Source organism: Hominisplanchenecus sp. (assembly GCF_046967715.1).
Classification (GTDB): Bacteria; Bacillota; Clostridia; order Lachnospirales; family Lachnospiraceae; genus Hominisplanchenecus; species Hominisplanchenecus faecis.
The window spans coordinates 38,144-56,259 of record NZ_JBKVNQ010000007.1; the positions used below are offsets into that span (position 1 = coordinate 38,144).

General features: G+C 45.5%; 10 protein-coding genes and 1 riboswitch. Of the genes, 1 reads left to right on the plus strand and 9 read right to left on the minus strand.

Annotated elements, in window-relative coordinates; all coding sequences use genetic code 11:
• Positions 1-56 precede the first annotated feature (56 nt).
• From ACLTL4_RS01960 to ACLTL4_RS02000, 9 genes are all read right to left on the minus strand, one after another.
• The gene (locus ACLTL4_RS01960; protein ID WP_412320176.1) at positions 57-6,572 is read right to left on the minus strand and encodes a glycoside hydrolase family 2 TIM barrel-domain containing protein; all 6,516 of its coding nucleotides are present in this window, start codon (positions 6,570-6,572) and stop codon (positions 57-59) included.
• A gap of 561 nt (positions 6,573-7,133) precedes the next feature.
• On the minus strand, positions 7,134-10,112 hold the full coding sequence (locus tag ACLTL4_RS01965; RefSeq protein WP_412320177.1) for a glycoside hydrolase domain-containing protein: 2,979 nt from the start codon (positions 10,110-10,112) through the stop codon (positions 7,134-7,136).
• 108 nt (positions 10,113-10,220) lie between these two features.
• Positions 10,221-10,715, minus strand: a complete 495-nt coding sequence (ybaK, locus tag ACLTL4_RS01970; RefSeq protein WP_022119414.1) for a Cys-tRNA(Pro) deacylase — start codon at positions 10,713-10,715, stop codon at positions 10,221-10,223.
• 6 nt (positions 10,716-10,721) lie between these two features.
• Complete coding sequence (gene bilS, locus ACLTL4_RS01975; protein ID WP_022119415.1) at positions 10,722-11,222, minus strand: flavodoxin family protein BilS; 501 nt, start codon at positions 11,220-11,222, stop codon at positions 10,722-10,724.
• A gap of 242 nt (positions 11,223-11,464) precedes the next feature.
• Entirely contained in the window at positions 11,465-12,304 is an 840-nt protein-coding gene (locus ACLTL4_RS01980) for a hypothetical protein (RefSeq protein ID WP_412320178.1), read from the minus strand.
• 109 nt (positions 12,305-12,413) lie between these two features.
• On the minus strand, positions 12,414-13,178 hold the full coding sequence (dapB, locus tag ACLTL4_RS01985) for a 4-hydroxy-tetrahydrodipicolinate reductase (protein ID WP_147630967.1): 765 nt from the start codon (positions 13,176-13,178) through the stop codon (positions 12,414-12,416).
• A 79-nt stretch (positions 13,179-13,257) separates the two neighbouring features.
• Entirely contained in the window at positions 13,258-14,151 is an 894-nt protein-coding gene (gene dapA, locus ACLTL4_RS01990; protein ID WP_022119418.1) for a 4-hydroxy-tetrahydrodipicolinate synthase, read from the minus strand.
• 224 nt (positions 14,152-14,375) lie between these two features.
• Positions 14,376-14,552, minus strand: a riboswitch (Lysine riboswitch).
• Between the two features lie 161 nt (positions 14,553-14,713).
• Positions 14,714-15,220, minus strand: a complete 507-nt coding sequence (locus tag ACLTL4_RS01995) for a cob(I)yrinic acid a,c-diamide adenosyltransferase (RefSeq protein ID WP_022119419.1) — start codon at positions 15,218-15,220, stop codon at positions 14,714-14,716.
• 106 nt (positions 15,221-15,326) lie between these two features.
• Positions 15,327-15,950 carry a single-stranded DNA-binding protein gene (locus ACLTL4_RS02000; protein WP_147630965.1) on the minus strand — a complete coding sequence of 208 codons (624 nt, stop codon included), beginning with the start codon at positions 15,948-15,950 and terminating at the stop codon, positions 15,327-15,329.
• Between the two features lie 232 nt (positions 15,951-16,182).
• On the opposite strand from ACLTL4_RS02000, the gene typA reads away from it, so the two are divergent.
• A complete protein-coding gene (typA, locus tag ACLTL4_RS02005) occupies positions 16,183-18,006 on the plus strand; it encodes a translational GTPase TypA (RefSeq protein WP_226911932.1) in 1,824 nt (607 codons plus the stop codon).
• Positions 18,007-18,116: the final 110 nt, after the last annotated feature.

Consider the following 18,116-nt stretch of genomic DNA (forward strand, 5'->3'; position numbering starts at 1 on the left):
CTTTTGGATGCCAACATTTAAACACTGTGCAATGCCGGCTTTTTATTTCTTATATTTTATTTTGTGCGTACTTTCTTCTTTGCACTGTAAGCGGTGTAAACTTTCTCGTTATCCACTACTTTGTATACTTTGACTCTTACATAGTACGTTTTCTTTGCGGAAAGTCTCTTGATCGTTTTTGCTTTTTTGGAAGCGGAAACGGTAACGGTCTTTTTGCCTTTGAAGTTTGCTTTCTTAGCGTACTCGATCACGTATCCGTCTGCTCCTTCTACGCTCTTCCAGTTGACTTTCACAGACTTCTTAACACCTTTGACAGCTTTTACTTTCACTTTCTTAGCTGCAAATTCTGTCTTAGTCAGCTGGCTCTCCAGACGTTTCTGCATTGCCTGCACTTCTTCTAACTGTTTCTGTGCTTCGGCTCTCTTTTCTTCTGCCTCTTTCTGGGCTTTCGCAAGGATCTCTTCTGCTTTCTTCTGTGCTTCTTCGGCTGCTTTCGCTGCGGCTTCTGCATTTGCCTGAGCTGCTTTCGCTGCATCCGCACTTGCCTTTGCAGCACCTGCGGCTGCCTCTGCAAGGCCTTTCTGTGCACTTACGGAGTCTTTGGCTGCTTCTGCTGCTTTTGCTGCGGTCTCAGCATCCTTTTTTGCATTTTCAGCTGTTGTTTTGGCTGCCTCCGCGGCTGTTTTTGCTGCTTCTGCATCGTTTGCATAATTCTTTGCTGCATCCTCTGCTTCTTTTGCGGCTTTCTGTGCTGCCTCTGCTTTTGCCTGGGCTGCTTCGGAAGCGGTCTGTGCTTTCTTTGCCTCTTCTTCTGCAGTTTCTGCTGCTTTCTGTGCAACTTCTGCTTTCGCCTGAGCTGCTTCTGCTGCTGCTTTGTCAACATCGGCTGCTGCCTTTGCTTCTTCTGCGGCTTTCTTTGCTTCTTCTGCGGCTGCTTTTACTTCTTCTGCTTTTGCCTTTGCTGCTTCTGCATCTGCTTTTGCTGCTTCTGCGGCTTTTGCTGCGGTCTCAGCATCGTTCTTTGCTGCGACTGCCTGGTTTTTGATTTCTTCCAGTTCGTCTTTGGATGGCTGATCCGGTGTGTTATCGTCTTCTTTTACATAAACTTTTGCATCTGCAATGTCTACGCAGTCATCATTCTTTCCGCCGACTTTATCGATGTAGATGATCAGTTTCTCTACGCCTGTCAGATCAACGTTCATCAGTTTTGCATTGTCCGGCTGAAGGATCACACCGCTCTCTGCCAGTTTATTCTCTTCGCTGATACTGTCTTTATAGAAGATAAAGTTTGCACCATCACGATTTGTCTTGGTTGATTTTGTATAGTCGATACCCACATAACCTTCAAAGCGTTCTGCTTTGATACCGCTTAAATCAAAGGTCAGAGTTGCATCGGTATTTGCACTTAAGCCCTGTGCAAAGACTTTGCGTGCACCGTCAACGTTCATGCTCAGTTCGCCTTTGTTTGTACTTGTGCCGCCATCGTACTCGTTGACATGGAATCCGCCCCATCCGGATGAGGAATTTGCCACGTCCATGTATAACAGACCGTATTTATCGGATTTTTCGGTATCGGTTCCGTATACTCCGTTTGCTTCGTCTACTTTTGCGGTTAAGTATACATATTTCTGGTCAGTAGACGGTGTTACATCTTTTCCGCCTGCCGGTGTTACTTTTACTTCTTCTGCGGAAGCATCGATCTGTGCATCTTTTCCGGAAATCGTCAGATTTTCAATGGAGAAACTTGTCTCTTTCTTTTCTGCATTTTCGTTCAGGTTGAAGCTTGCTTTGAACAGATCTGCCTGTGCTGCAACTGCTTTTGTCAGATCGTAAACTACCTGCACACCGTCTGCTGTTTCTTTTACGGAAATATTTCCTTCCACACCGTCTGCCAGTGCGATGCTGTTAAATTTATAAGCTACTGTGTCGTATTTCAGTGTGAAGCTTCCTGCCATCATTGCAGAACTGCTGCTCTCGGATGTCTGGGAAATGCTTCCTGTCACTTCTACAGTTCCGTTTTCCTGTGCTGTGTTATCTTTTGCCGTTAATTTTACGGTTGCTGCTTCTTTTGCACCGTCAATGTCTGCTCCGACTCCTGCAAGGACTTTCAGGGCTGTCAGATCGACAAGATCGACTTTGCCGTCACCGTTTACATCGGCTGCATAAGTATTGACCGCATCGAATGTGGCTTTGCCTGCCAGTACTTCGCGGAGTGTATTGATATCAGAGATATCCAGTGTTCCGTTTGCACTGCCGTCCACATCACCGTTTACTGCCATGGTTACGGTATCTGCTACCGTACCGTCTTTGCGAAGTTTTACAAGATATCCGGTTGCTACCGGTGCTCCATCCTCGTCAAAGGATGCGTTATACGGATCTTCCATTGATAAGGTTTCACCCTCGCCAAGCTCAAACATTTCAAAGAGCTGTGCTTTTGTCATGCCTGCCGGAACATTATAAAGAATATTTGCAGAACGATCCATTCTGACTGCTGCATCTTCTTTTAAGGTCAGGGATGCTGTCGTCAGTTCTTCTGTGCTTAACTGAACCTTGGTATCGCACCAGCTCACCATATCGTGTCCGTCTTTGACATTTTTGTCTGCATACAGGCAGATTTCCTTTGTTCCTGCCGGGATCTCGATATCGAAGTACTGTGCGTTCTGACCATGTTTCATCAGCTCGCCTTTCCATACTTCTTTGCCGTCCAGTTTGATGATCGGATACGCTCCATCCTGTGTTTTTGCTTTATGAGCATCGATTCCGACATAACCCTGAAGGCGTGTTGCATTCAGTTTGGAAACATCGAAATACAGTGCGGAATCGGCATTGACACCAAATCCTTTTTCAAATTTTGTACGTTTGCCTTCCACATAGAGGTCAAGTTCTGTACCTGCATTGTCCTCGTTTACATGGATTCCGTTGTATCCGGATGTACTTCTTGCAGTATCGTATCCAAGATCTGAGAGCTGAATGGAAGTATCATTCTTGATCTCGATCGTGTAAGTTCTGCTAAATCCGCTCTTTGCGGTTGCTTTTACGGTTGCTGTGCCCGGAAGACTTTCCGGTTTTGTGACCTCAACGCTTACATCATCCGATACTGTTTCCGCTGTAATTTCCGGAACTGTTCCGGACAGGGAAGAAACGTTTACACTGTAAGATGTGATGTCATTGTCAAATCCTTCCAGTGCCTGTCCGCCGACTTTGATGCCGTTCAGCAGTGCTGTTTCATCTGCATAATTCTTTTTGCTCTCTGTCATCAGCTCTTCGCTTGTAGATTTGCTGATCGGTTTGAGGCGGTAAGTATAGCTGTAAGTTTTACCTGTTCCAAGCAGATATTTGGAAAGGGTTGCCTGTCCGCAGCTTGCAGTTCCAAGTCCCATCTGTGCATAATCGACCGTCAGAACGGTATTGTCTGTGCGTTCGATCTGATACGGATGTTTTGCTGCTTCCAGTGCTTCCTGTGTGCAGTTCAGTGCACTCATCTCCAGCAGGTGATCCTGTGCGTCAACCAGCAGTCCGTCACCGTCTGCATCGGTCACTGCCATCCATCTGACATCGGTCTTGTTTCCGGTTTCCTGAGCGTAAACATAATTGGTGAACTGTTCATCTACGGTGCTGTTCCATACTCCTACATCGTAACCGGTTTTTCTGTCGCTGTAGCTGTCCGATTCGCCGCGGCCATACCAGGTCAGGTTGTCCAGTCCGGCTGCCAGCTGCAGGCGTGTGCCGACTCTCTGAAGATTGCTCATGTTGGAGTTCGGAGCCATGGTTGCTTTTACAACGATCTCACCGTTTGCATAGATTGCATAAGTGATGCGGTCTTTGGAATCCGCACAGTTTTTCAGTGTACGTGCTACGGAAACATAAACCACTTTGTTTTCTTTATTAACGCTCACTTCATCGATCTGAACGTTCTCATTTGCTGTTTTCCATTTTGCATCCACGGATTCTTTTTTATCATTATCCGTAGAAGCTCTCCAGTAGTTCGGCTCAATGCCTTCTGCAATCATTTCTTTTCCGTTTGACTGATAAGAAGTCATCTCACCGGTTTTCTTGTCAAAGGAAACGGTCCAGTTGTCACCTGCTACTTTTACGTCATCATCTGTCTCTTCAAACGTCTTGATATCTTCCAGTTTGGAGGTATCCACTGCCTCTACTGCTGCATCGGTTCCTGCGAAATCCAGTTCAAACTGTGCTTCTGCCACTGCAAAATCTTTGTCTGCCCAGGTGAACTGATCGTCACTCTTTGTTACGAATGAAATATTCAGGAAATATTCATCGCCTGCTGCCGCATCGGTCGGTGTGGTGAACGGGATCACAACATCTTTGCTTTCACCTGCCGGGATATCCACATCCATCGTTCCGTTTTCTACGGAAGTTCCGTTCTTCATAACTTCCCATTTCATGGTATATTCGTTTGCATTGGTATCGATCCATTCGTTGCTGATCGTAACAGTCTTGGAAGCCTGATTCTTGAGCTGCATCTGCAGTGCCTGATAAATACGCTTTACTTCATAAGCTTCTGGCTGGAGCGTACGGTCCGGAGATACGATACCGTTGACACAGAAGTCCGTGTTTCCAGATTTCCAGGAAGAATAGCTCTTGGTGTTTCCGTCCGCATCGGTATAAGTTCCGTGGTTCCAGTCTCCGTCATAGCCCCAGTAAGTGCTCTTTCCATCCCAGTTTCCGTCAGAATCCAGAATCGGTGTATTATAGCTCTGATCTACGAAATCCCAGATAAATCCACCCTGCAGGATGCCGTTGGCACGGATTTCTTCCCAGTATTCTTTCATACCGCCGCAGCTGTTGCCCATTGCATGCAGGTATTCACACATCAGATATGGTTTCTTTGAATTTTTAACCTGTTTTCCAATGTTCGGATACATGTTGGACCATACATCTACGCCTGCATTATCATTCCAGCCCTGATAGTGAACGACTCTGGTGTCGTCGTTATTCTGGAAATAATCAATTTCTGCCTGAAGGGAATCACCGGCTCCCGTCTCATTTCCAGGTGACCACATGATAACACATGGATAGTTTTTGTCACGCTCCAGCATATTGATGGCACGGTCTTCTGCCGCCTCAACATAACCCGGCAGACTTCCCGGAACTTTGTACTGGCTTCGTCCGTTGTGAGACTCTACGTTTGCCTCATCCATCACATAGATACCATACTCGTCACAGAGTTTGTAGAAAGTCGGATCATTCGGATAATGAGAAGTACGAACGGCATTGATATTCAGCTCTTTCATCAGCTCAATGTCTTTTCTCATGTCTTCTTCCGTCAGATACCATCCATCCTGCGGATCGTTCTCATGACGGTTCACACCGGCGATCGTAATGACCTGACCGTTTACACGAAGTCTTGCATCATCGGTATTGGCATCGGTGATCTCCACTTCACGGAAGCCGACATCGGTCTGTGTCGCTTCTTTTGTCACACCGTCTTTTTTCAGTTCCAGAACCAGGTTGTAGAGGTTCGGTTTCTCTGCACTCCATTTTTCCGGATCGGTGATGTGCTGTGTCAGGCTTACTTTTGCTTCTTTTGTCTCGCTGTCAAAGGAAGTAACTGTTCCGGTGAGCGGTGTGGTTGTCACCAGCTTGCCTTCGCTGTCGTAGAGGTTTCCTTCTACACTCCATCCGCTCACATCCTCTGCGGAAAGATTGCGTACATCCACATCGACATTCAGGTCTGCATCTGTGTAAGTGTCATCCAGATCGGTAACTACCGTATAATCACGGATTTCCACGTCATCTTTGGATGTCAGGTAGACATCACGGAAGATACCGGAAAGTCTTACCATATCCTGGTTCTCGATGTAGCTTCCGTCGGACCAGCGGTAAACCTCTACGGTGATCACGTTCTCGTTTCCTTCTGAAAAATCAAGTGCATCGGTAATATTAAATTCATCTCTTGTAAAACTGTCTTCTGCATATCCGATGTATTTGCCGTTTACCCACAGATACATGGCAGAACCAACACCTTCGAAGTTGATAAAAACGTTGCGGTCTTTCCAGGATGAATCGATGGTAAAGGTCTTGCGGTATGTTCCGACCGGGTTGCACTCTGTCGGGGCATCTCCTACTTTGTACTTGTTATAAGCTTTTCCTTCTGCATTCATCCACGGATAGTTCTGGTTGGAATAGATCACCGGATCGTATTTCCAGGAACCGTCTTTATTTACATAGGTCTGCCAGCTCTTTGGAACGGTAATGTTATCCCAGCTGCTGTCATCGTAATCTTTCTGGTTAAAATTGGCATCTTTTGCACCGATACGGTCTGCCGGTTTGACTGCCCAGCTGAATTTCCAGTCATCTCCATTTAAAAGCTGGTAAAATGAAGATTTCGTCTGGTCTTTCGCTTTTGCCTTTTCTGCTGTATCAAAGCTGTAAAAGGTCGATCTCGCCGCTTCGCGATTCACCTGAAATACCCCCGGCTGTCCGTTCCATTCGGTAGAAGATGCTGCTGCGACTACTTCCGGTATAATCCCCTCCAGACCGGAAATGCTGCCGCCGCTTACGACCATCGCTCCTGCGAGTAAAACAGACAACAGTTTTTTTTGTTTCATATCCCTTTTCCTCCTTTTGAATGAGTTTGACAGTTTTACATATAGTAAAATGTTTACCTTCATCATTATTTTATCACTTCAAGTGTACCAGAAGTCAAGTGGTTTTTAATTTTTCGTTAATTTCGTACACTTTTTTCTCTGTTTTTTATGCATTTTTACGACTATTCTGAAGTTTGGATATATAATAGCATATCTTTTTTGCACATACAACGTTACATTTGATCCTAAATGTAACGTTTTTCCTTTTTTCAGCATCTCGTACAAACTCCGTCATTTTTTCAATCTCGGTCACTTTATGTGTTTTTACAGTAAACATTTGTATTTTATTTACGTCCATTCACCTGACAGAATCGCTGTGCTTTCTACAATCCGTTCCGGACGGAGATTGTACTCTCACTGAGACAACTTTGTTGCTCGCTGCTTATAGAAGCAGAAGTCTTCTCCGACCAAGATAAAATATGCTCCCTCCTGAGTGACAAGTTTTTTATTATTTCACTTGTCTTCCCAGAAGGGAGCATATCATGATTCACTAAACATAGTTCCTGCTTTTTTTGTATTCGTTTATTTTACTTTTCTGCTCTTCACTGCAGAATAACTGCCATAAACTTTCTTTTTGCCCACTTTGCGGTAAGCACATACTTTATAGTAGTACGTCTTCTTCTTTTTCAGTTTTTTATTGGTAAAGCTTATCTTCCTGGCTCCGTTTAAGACTTTGACTTTCTTATACTTGCCTTTTTTCTTATCGGCACGATAAACTACATAGCCATCTGCGTTTCTGACTTTTTTCCATTTCAGAACCAGTTTCCCTTTCGAAACTGCCTTGACGGAAAGACCTTTTACCTTCGCCGGTTTTGCTTTTGCCGGTATCTCTGTGGACGGCATTTGCTGTTTTGTCTCACTCTCTGACGGCTTTGTCTCCTTTGTATCCGGCTGCGGCTTCGGATCTGGTTTTTCTGTTGCGGCTGTTTCCGATTCCGTCGGTTTTGTTTCGCTTTCGGTCTCCTTCTTTGTTTCGCTCTCTGTCTCCGTTTCGGTCTCTTCCGTTCTTCCCGTCAGCTTGATATACTGATCTGTCAGACTGGCGATGCCTGCCTGGAATGTATCCATCTCAGCAGACAGCGTCGCAATCTGTGCATCGGTCAGAAAGGCCGGATGTCCGCCCTGTGCAGTTGTTAAAATACCTGCATAAAGTTTTTGAATCTGATCTGCCAGCTGTGGTGCTTCTTTTTTGATCACAACAAGCTTGTTGACATCACGCACGCCCTCTGCCATACGCTCCAATCTTACCGAACTTCTGCTTGTCGGATGCTGTGCACTCTTTTCATCCGGATAGATCAGGAAACAATCTCCCGGTTCAAATTTGCTGTGTGTGGTATCATTGAGCGGATCTTCTACCCAGGCATCATACGCCCAGCGAAGAAATCCCGCCGTGCCGGATTTTCCTGCATTTACGATCGACCAGTAACTTTCCACCGGTGCACTTAAGGAGAAGTTGCCCGGTCTGTGGCCGGTACAGGAATATAAAGTGGTGCGAAGTCCTTTTGCTTCCCGGTCTTTTACCAGCTGTTCAAAATCTGCCAGATGTGCGGCTGCCGCCGTATCTCCGACGTTCAGGTCTGTCACTCGCATGGCGAGGTCTTTCTTTTCCACAAAGCTGTCCATCGCACCTGCTGTTTTTAAACATTTCCCATCCTTGTTTTTCACAGACTCGATCAGGTCAAAAGCGGTGCCTGAAAATCCACGCTCATCAATGCCGATGTAACTGTCATCAAACCAGCCTTTTTCAGTCAGGTGTGCGGTAAGATCGGTAAGGAAGTCCGTCCAGAGTGTGGTATAACGTGTGCTTCCCACAGAAAATCCTTCTTTTACCAGCTTTCCGTTCTCCCAATAAGTGAAAGAATTGTGCCACGGTGCCACGCTGTAAAGCACGATCTTATCCCCGATTCCAAGGGATTTGTTGAAGCTTACCCACTTATCAAAATCGGTATAATCATACGTAAAGCTATCTCCGTTCTTGATCCATTTGATCATAGATGGATAATGTACATCATTTGCACTGTACGTCTGTCCGTCCCAGGCATCTTCGATGATCGAAGCAGTGATTGCATGTCCGCCTGCTTTTTTATAGAGCTCCATGGAAGACTTCATGATCTCCAGATGTTCATCGGAAAACGGCTCTACGTTATAATATTCTGCACTCGTATACGGATACTGCCACAGTTCAATATCAAAGGTATCTCTGTAGTTGTCCGGAAGTTCTGCATTCTGCACACGCACTTCATACTCAAACACCAGCGGCTTATCGAGCTGATCTGCTGTTACGGTCAGCTGTGTTTTGTAAGTGCCGGATTTTGCTGTCTTTGGAATCGCAAACTCAACCCAGACTGGCTGGAGTGTATCTGCTTTTATGTCGATCGGCGTACTCTGCCAGAGAATATCTGATGCTTCCGTACGGTTCTCTTCTGTTGCCGCCGGAACATCATTTCCATATATATATCCATAAACATAAGCTTTTGTAGAACGAATAAACGTTGCCGTCACATTTTCGGCTGCGATCTTCTTTTTGCCGTCCGTCAGGTCAGATGCCTGAACTGTCACATTTGTGAAATCTCCACCGATCGCACTTAAGACCAGTTCACTGACTGCACGGTCATTCTTCCAGGCAGTCAGCGTCTCGCTGCGGTTTTTCTTTACCGAAACTTCCGCGAAACGTTTCTGGGTGTACTGCGTATTATGATCAGTGACGGTGCCGCCAAGCGTATTTCCCTGCTCTCGCACTTCCACTTCCATTGTTCTGGAAATCCCTGCCTTCTGGCTGGATGCCGTGATCACTGCCGTTCCGCTTTTTTTTGCAGTAACCGTTCCCTGTGCACTGACAGAAGCAATATTTTCATCAGAAGTTGTATAGGACATATCGTTCAGTGTCGCATAAGACGGTGTATAGCTGTAAGAGATTGCATAACTCTGTCCGACACTTAAGGAAATCCCCTGATCTTCCAGTTTAAAATCTTTTGCAATGTACGGGCTGTGTGTGACCTGTACATAAGCCACCTGATTGACTACCGCACTGCCACTGCGTTCCTTCTGCGTAACTGCATAGAGCGTATGTTCACCTTCCGTAAGGTTTTCTGCTTTATATACAGACTGCGGCGTGGTACGGCTGCTCTCATAAAGATCCACCAGTGTCTCTGCTCCGTCATCCACACGGTATTTCACTTTTCCGTGGTTGTGACTCTTGTTTGCAAAAACTTCGATGGCATTTCCCTTAAACGTTACCCTGTAAAAGCATTCTTCTGCCTTCTCATTCGATGATCCGAGGTCTATATATGCCTCGTCATCATTGTACGTCCAGCTCTTTCCGCTGAATGATTCGTAGGAAAAACAGTTGATCTCTCCCGATGTCTGGCTCGGCAGGATCTTCGTTGTTTCCTGTGTCTGGCTTTTTGCATTTCCTGCTGCCATCAGTGATACCGGCAGACCGGTAAATGCCAGGATCACGGCAAGAAACAGCGAAAGCCATTTCTTTTTTTTCTTTTCCATTTTCTTCTCCTTCTTTTTCATCTGCCTCTTACCTCAGATGTTGTTTAACTCTGCAATCCGCCGGAAGCGGTATCCGATGGGAATGAAATCCCTGCTGATTGTCCGTACTTATTCCGGCTGTTTGAAAATAATATCGGCAAACTCTCCCCTGCTTGCCTTTTTCAGATCTTCCGGTTTCAGCTCGATCTGTACGCCGAGGCGGCCTCCGCTGACGATCATCTTCTCCAGTTTCTGTGCACTTTCATCAATTCTCGTCACATACTGCTTTTTCATGCCGATTGCCGTACAGCCTCCGCGGATATAACCGGTGACCTGATTGATATCTTTGACATGTATCATGGAAACGGATTTTTCGCCGACTGATTTGGCTGCCTTTTTCATATCCAGCTCCTCGGCGATCGGTATCACAAACACAAAATAATTTCTGCTATTTCCAATCGTGACCAGTGTCTTATAAAGCAGCTCATATGGCTGTCCGAGTGTGTCTGCCACTTTTAGGGCATCCACAAATTCATCACACTCATACGTATACTCTTTATACGGAATCTTGTTCCTCTCAAGGATACGCATGGCATTTGTCTTTACTTCTTTTGATTTTCCCATCTTTTTTCAGAACAATCCTTTCACAAAATCTGCCACCGCTTTCAGATCCTGACGGTCCGGATGAAGAAGTGCCTCGTCAAAGTTGTGAAGCAGCATCTCCACCTGCTGTGTATTGGAAGTGTTCCGCATCGCCTCATAGCGTTTGCGAACCTGGATCGGCATCTTACCCTGACATAAAAATCCGCCCAGATATTCACAGTCCTCCGGGATAAATGCTGCAACTCCGTTTAAAATCCGGTCATAATATTCTGGCACATTCCCCATGCCGCAGGTTCCAAACAGTGCAACCTTTTTCCCGTGGAGGTTTCCAAGCAGATCCAAGATCTCCGAACTTGCTGTCCCGCGATCCGTCCAGAACCCAACCAGATACATCTCTCCGTCATCCCGTTCTGTTCTCTCCTCGATTCGTTTTACATTTTTTTCTTTTACCGGCACTGCCGCAAAAACTGCTTCTGCCAGTTTCTCCGTATTGCCGGTGCGGCTTGTATATACAATCTGTACGCCCATCCTGATTCCTCCTCTGGCATGATATTGATGTCAAAAGCCATTAACTTTGATACTCTGCGGATCATTCCATGCTCTGCACTCACATAATCCTGATATCTTTGCATTATCATAGCATACTTGACTGTACATAAAAATAGTTTAACTCTAAACAATTCTAAAGTTTTTATAACTCAGATTTCATATCTGCATTCTCAGATTCCGGCATAAATGCATGTTTTCTGCACTTCTTCCAGCGATTTTCCTCAGTCTGCATTCTGCATCCTGACCACTTCCACACTTTCCTGACCGGAGTCCTCGCTTTGCAGTTCTCCGCGATAAGTGATCTTCACAGACATTCCTTTTGTAAGACCTTTTTCTAAATACAGCGGAACCTCTACAATCCGGAACTTCAGTTCCTTTCCGTCAGAAGTTTTAATCGTCATGCCGGTCATGGAAATCTTTTCCAGAGTTCCTTTTACCGTCTGCTTCTTTGATGCATCCGCCTTCGTTTCTGTTTCTGCATCGCTCTCGAAAACATCAGCCGATCCCGCAATACGCACAGCAGTTGCCTTTTTGGTACCTTTCTGCGTGATCTTTCCGGTGTAATCTACAGAAACCAGATTGCCGATCCGGATACCGTACGGCAGATCGATTTTTACATCATCCGTGGAAAATGCAAGCTCATTTCCATTATCGGAAAGCAACACTACCTGATCCATGCTCAGCTCTTCCAGCGTCCCGATCACGGTATGTACCTCCGAAGAGTTCACTGTTTCGCTGCTTCCGGTGCTCTGCTTTGTCTCTTTTTCCGATCCGGCACTCTCCTTGTCAGTCTGTGTTTCCCTGTTTTTTTCTGATGTACTTTCTTTCTCTTTTGCAGTCTCACTTTCTGCTTTCTTTTTGGCTGTTTCTTTTGTGCTGCCCTTCGCCTGTGTCTCTTTTGCCGTTTCAGAGGAACTTTCACTTTCCGTGCTGCTCTCTGTTACCGTTTGCGTCTCGGTCTGTTTTGCGGTATCGGTCTGCGTTTTTTTGCTGCATCCGGATAACAAAAGTGCGGTTGCAAGCATTGCGGCTGCTCCTGCCGTCAGAAATCGTCTGTACATAAAATTTCCTCCATTCTTTTTACGATTGTTTTATCCCCTTAAGCTTTTGCGAAAAATGTCGTTTCACCATCCAAAAGATGATAAAACGACATTCTGGTTTTCTGTTTCTTTATGCGTTCGCTGCGATCACATCCTGCATATCATACAGTCCAGGCTCTCTGCCTGCCAGGAATTTGGCTGCCTGTACGGCACCTTTTCCGAAAACCGCCTTGGAATATGCAGTATGCTTAAACTCGATCACTTCGTCTGTTCCGGCAAAGATCACTTCATGCTCACCTACGATATTACCGCCGCGAACTGCGGAAATACCGATCTCTTTCGGATCACGCTCTTCTCTTCGGTCGCTTCTGTCGTAAGTATAATGATAGGCATTCCCCAGTGCCTCATTCATACTGTCTGCCAGTGCCAGAGCCGTGCCGCTCGGTGCATCCAGTTTGTGTTTGTGATGCTTTTCTACGATTTCCATATCAAATCCTGCTTCTGCCAGTACTTTTGCAGCACTCTTTAACAGGTTCAGCAGGGTGTTGATACCAAGTGACATATTTGCAGATTTCAGGACGGCAGTCTTTTTTGCTGTCTCTGCCACTTTCTGAAGCTGTTCTTCTGAAAGTCCTGTTGTGCAGACTACAACCGGAAGTTTGTGTGCTCCGCAGTAATCAAGCAGTGCGTCCTCTGCTTTTGCAGATGCGAAATCGATTACAACATCTGCTTCTTCTTTGCAGTCCTCCAGGCTTTTGTATACCGGGTATTCCATTTTTCCGTTATCAAACGGATCAATGCCTGCTACGATCTGTGCATCTGCATCCTCTTTTACGATCTGTGAGATCACCTGACCCATGTGTCCGCAGCAGCCATGCATAATGATTTTTACCATTGCTTTTTCCTCGCTTTACATTCATGTAAGAATAATGCCTACGAATTGCTCCGTTACATAGTAACTCTGGCATTATCCATTATTCTGCCAGTTTGATGCCGAACTTTTTCATCTCTTCTGCCAGTTTTGCTGCATGTTCCTCTTCCATCTCGGAGAGCGGTCCGCGAAGCGGTCCGACCTCTTTTCCCATCAGATTGAGAGCTTTTTTGACCGGGATCGGATTTACTTCGCTGAACAGTGCATGGATCAAAGGCAGTGCCTTCAGCTGCAGATCACAGCTTTCTTTTACTTTTCCTTCATTATAAAGAGCAACAATGTCATGTGTTTCTTTTGGTGCTACATTGGAAAGTACAGAGATCACACCTTTTGCTCCAAGGGACATCATCGGCACGATCTGGTCATCGTTTCCGGAATACAGATCAATGCATCCGTCTGCCATCTGCATCAGAGTTGCAACCTGTGAAATATCTCCGCTTGCTTCTTTGATCGCCACAATATTTTCTACATTTTTTGCAAGATATACGGCTGTCTGCGGCTGGATGTTGCAGCCGGTTCTGCTCGGTACATTATAGAGAACGATCGGCAGTTTTACAGACTCTGCGATTGCTGTATAGTGTGCGATCAGTCCGTTCTGTGTTGCTTTATTATAATACGGTGTTACCAGAAGAATGGCATCTGCTCCTGCCTTTTCTGCTTCCTGGGAAAGGTAAATGGCAGTTGCTGTACAATTAGAACCGGTTCCGGCGATAACCGGGATTCTCTTTGCCACTTTTTCAACGGTATAGCGGATCACATCCAGATGTTCCTCATGTGTCAGTGTGGATGATTCTCCGGTTGTTCCGCAGATGATGATGGCATCTGTGCCGCCTGCGATCTGCTCTTCCAGAATCTCACTTAATTTTTCGTAGTTTACGTCTCCGTTTTCATGCATCGGTGTTACAATTGCCACACCTGCTCCTGTAAAAATAGCCATAGTCTTTCCTCCTAATCTGAACTGGCTGAAACGCTATAAAACTGATACTTGTACTGTAGAGTGCACAGCGATCCTGTCGGGTAAATGTCAGTAAAGCCTGCCGGAACCATATGACAGATCCCAGGTGCATCTGACTTGAACAGAACAGCTTCTGTATCATAAAAGGGACAGACCCGAGCGATCAGGTCTGTCCCAAAGAATAAACAAATGATAAAAACTGTATTCTTTCAGATAGCGCCCCATCGTCATTCGATGACAGTCATAGAGTTCTTAGCTCCATGCCCAAGCTGCAAGCTTCAGGTGCAATCCAGCTTTCGGCGTTTTCCCCTTTTGGCCACCTTCGCCTGTACCTGAATACATCGGATGACTTACTCTTGAAACACGCAACCTCTATCAAACTTATACATGATATCGGGGTCAACAGATATTTGCCCCCTTTGATACTCAAATCGGTACGCACGTACTTCTCCGTGCAGACACTGATTTGTTTATAATCTTATCATTGTCAAAATATATTGTCAACTGCCGGGTTGACTTTTTTATCTCAGCGTAGAAGATTCCACTACTGTCCGCTACTGTCCGCTTTATATGCTGTGACCATCTCCGTCACTTCGTCTGCATACTGCCAGATTTCTTTCGCCGGATAGATCCCGGTCAGGATTAGACTGGTATATTCTCCCTTTGCCTCAAACAGGGCACGCAGTTCTTCTGCTTCGATCACCCCTGCTTCCACAAGTCCCAGAACTTCATCCAGAATCAGCACATCACACTCTTCCGTGACCAGTACTTTTCTTGCAAAATTGAGTGCATTTTTGAGATTTTTGATCTCTTCTGCTTTTTCGGCATCCGGAAGATCTTCAAATGCCTCTTCTGCCTTCTGAAAACGGAACAGTTTAATCTCCGGCTCCAGACGCTGCACAAAACCAATTGCTTCTGCATTTCTTTCCTTCATGAACTGTATAATGATAACGCTTCTCCCCTGACTTGCTTCCTGTATCCCCTGTCCGATCGCTGCGGTGGTTTTCCCCTTTCCCTCGCCACAGTAAATATGTATAGAACCTTTATCCATTATGCACCTCGTTAAAAATTCAAGAATGTTTCACATATCTTTGAACAGTTATACACCATTTTTTCAAAAAAAGCAAGAATATCAGATCTTTGCAGATCTCTGCTTCTCAGATATACTCTAATTTACTGACGGACACTTCATACGCCACTCTTTTCTGTGCTTCCTCTCCTTCTAATTTTTTCACATATTCACGGCTCTGGATACGTCCCCAGATCTGTACATGGCCACCGACTTCAAATCCCGCCGCAAATCTGGCATTTCTGCCCCAGCAGATGCATGGGATATAGTCCGATTTTCCATACGGCCGGTTCACTGCAATCAGCATATCTGCAATCTCTCTTCCAAGAGGTGTTTTCCGGTAAACCGGTGCTTTGCATATATAGCCATCCAGAAAAATCTGATTTGTCTTTGCTTTATCGGTCTCTTCTTCCACAAAGCTGACTTCTCTTGCAAATACAGAAAGTACCAGACGGTTTCTCTTTTCTTCATGCCGGTTGTATGAACGGAACTGACCGTTGATCTGGACATATTCTCCTCGATAATCTTTGCTTACGTCAATCAGGCGTTCCGATATCATAACCGGAATGCAGTCAGAACAGTCGCTCAGTCTCTTGACCAGTATGTCAGCCATATAAAAACCTTCCCCGAATACTTCATGACTGAATACAAATGGTGATGCAACCTCTCCTATGATCGTTACCTGATTGTTTTCAATAATCTTATCTGCCATAAATAACAGTTCTCCCTTCCCTATGAAGCTCTTTTTGTATTTTCCGGTGTCTTCATCTGCAACACCGCATAGTTTTATATATTCTGCGGATGGTTTCAATATGTCTGTTTTCCGATTTTTCTTCAAAATTTTTTTAAATCCCTTGTAATCTGGGAAAAATGTGATAAACTCTGTAGTGGTTTAGATGCGAAAAACGAAAAACAACATATACAAAAGGAAGAGTGTATTATTTATGATTAGAGAAGATGTACGCAACATTGCCATTATCGCACACGTTGACCACGGCAAGACTACATTAGTAGATGAGCTGCTCAAGCAGAGCGGTGTGTTCAGAGCAAATCAGGAAGTAGCCGAACGTGTTATGGACAGCAACGATATTGAACGTGAACGCGGTATCACCATTTTATCCAAAAATACCGCCGTATTTTACAAGAACACAAAAATCAATATCATTGATACTCCGGGACATGCAGACTTCGGCGGTGAGGTGGAACGTGTACTGAAAATGGTAAACGGCGTTATCCTCGTGGTAGATGCTTTCGAGGGTGCCATGCCTCAGACAAAATTCGTTCTGCGTAAGGCACTGGATCTGGATCTGCCTGTTATTGTCTGTATCAACAAAATCGACCGTCCGGAAGCAAGACCGGATGAAGTCATCGATGAGATCCTGGAACTTTTTATGGATCTGGACGCTTCCGACGAACAGCTTGACTGCCCGTTTGTTTATGCTTCTGCAAAAGGCGGTTATGCAACTTTAAGTCTGGATGACGAGCCAAAAGACATGGTTCCGCTGTTCGAGACGATCTTAAATTATATTCCTGCTCCGCAGGGTGATGAAACTGCCGGAACTCAGGTTCTGATCAGTACCATCGACTACAATGAATACGTTGGACGTATCGGTGTCGGTAAAGTAGATAACGGAACAATCCGTGTCAACCAGGACTGCGTTCTTGTCAACCATCACGATCCGGACAAACAGAAAAAAGTAAAGATCAGCAAACTGTATGAGTTTGACGGTCTGAATAAAGTAGAAGTAAACGAAGCAACGATCGGCTCTATCGTAGCGATCTCCGGTATCGCTGATCTGCACATCGGTGACACACTCTGCTCGCCGGATCATGTGGAAGCAATTCCGTTCCAGAAGATCTCCGAGCCGACGATTGCCATGCATTTCATCGTAAACGACAGTCCGCTCGCCGGAAGAGACGGTAAATTTATCACTTCCCGCCACCTGCGCGACCGTCTGTTCAAGGAATTGAACACAGACGTCAGCCTGCGTGTCGAGGAAACCGAGACAACCGAATCCTTCAAGGTTTCCGGCCGTGGTGAGCTTCATCTTTCCGTACTGATCGAGAACATGCGTCGTGAAGGTTATGAATTTGCCGTAAGCAAGGCAGAAGTTCTGTATAAAACAGATGAACGTGGCAAGAAATTAGAGCCAATGGAGCTGGTTTATGTGGATGTTCCGGAAGAATTCTCCGGTACCGTTATCCAGAAGCTGTCTCTGAGAAAGGGTGAACTGCAGGGCATGAGCGTTGCCAGCAGCGGTTACACAAGACTGGAGTTCTGTATTCCTTCCCGTGGGCTGATCGGTTACCGTGGCGAATTTATGACCGATACAAAGGGTAATGGTATCATGAATACCATGTTTGACGGTTATGCACCTTATAAAGGAGATATCCAGTACCGCAAACAGGGTTCTCTGATCGCATTCGAGGATGGCGAGTCCGTAACTTACGGTCTGTTCAGTGCTCAGGAGCGTGGTACCCTGTTTATCGGACCTGGTGAAAAAGTTTACTCCGGTATGGTCATCGGACAGAACGGTAAGGCAGAGGACATCGAGCTGAATGTCTGCAAGAGCAAACATCTGACCAACACCCGTGCTTCCGGATCTGACGATGCTCTGAAACTGACACCGCCTAAGATCTTAAGCCTGGAAGAAGCCCTAGACTTCATCGATACTGATGAACTTCTGGAAGTAACACCGAACCATCTGCGTATCCGTAAGAAAATTCTGGATCCGAAGCTGAGAAAGAGAGCTTCCTTTAAAAAATAAAAAATTACCGTTGGTTTCCCGGCAGGTGTAAGGAATGGAAATATCAGGTGTTTTTAAATACTGTTTACAAATGAACAGTATTGCATGTGCAAATGAACGAATTCCCCGAA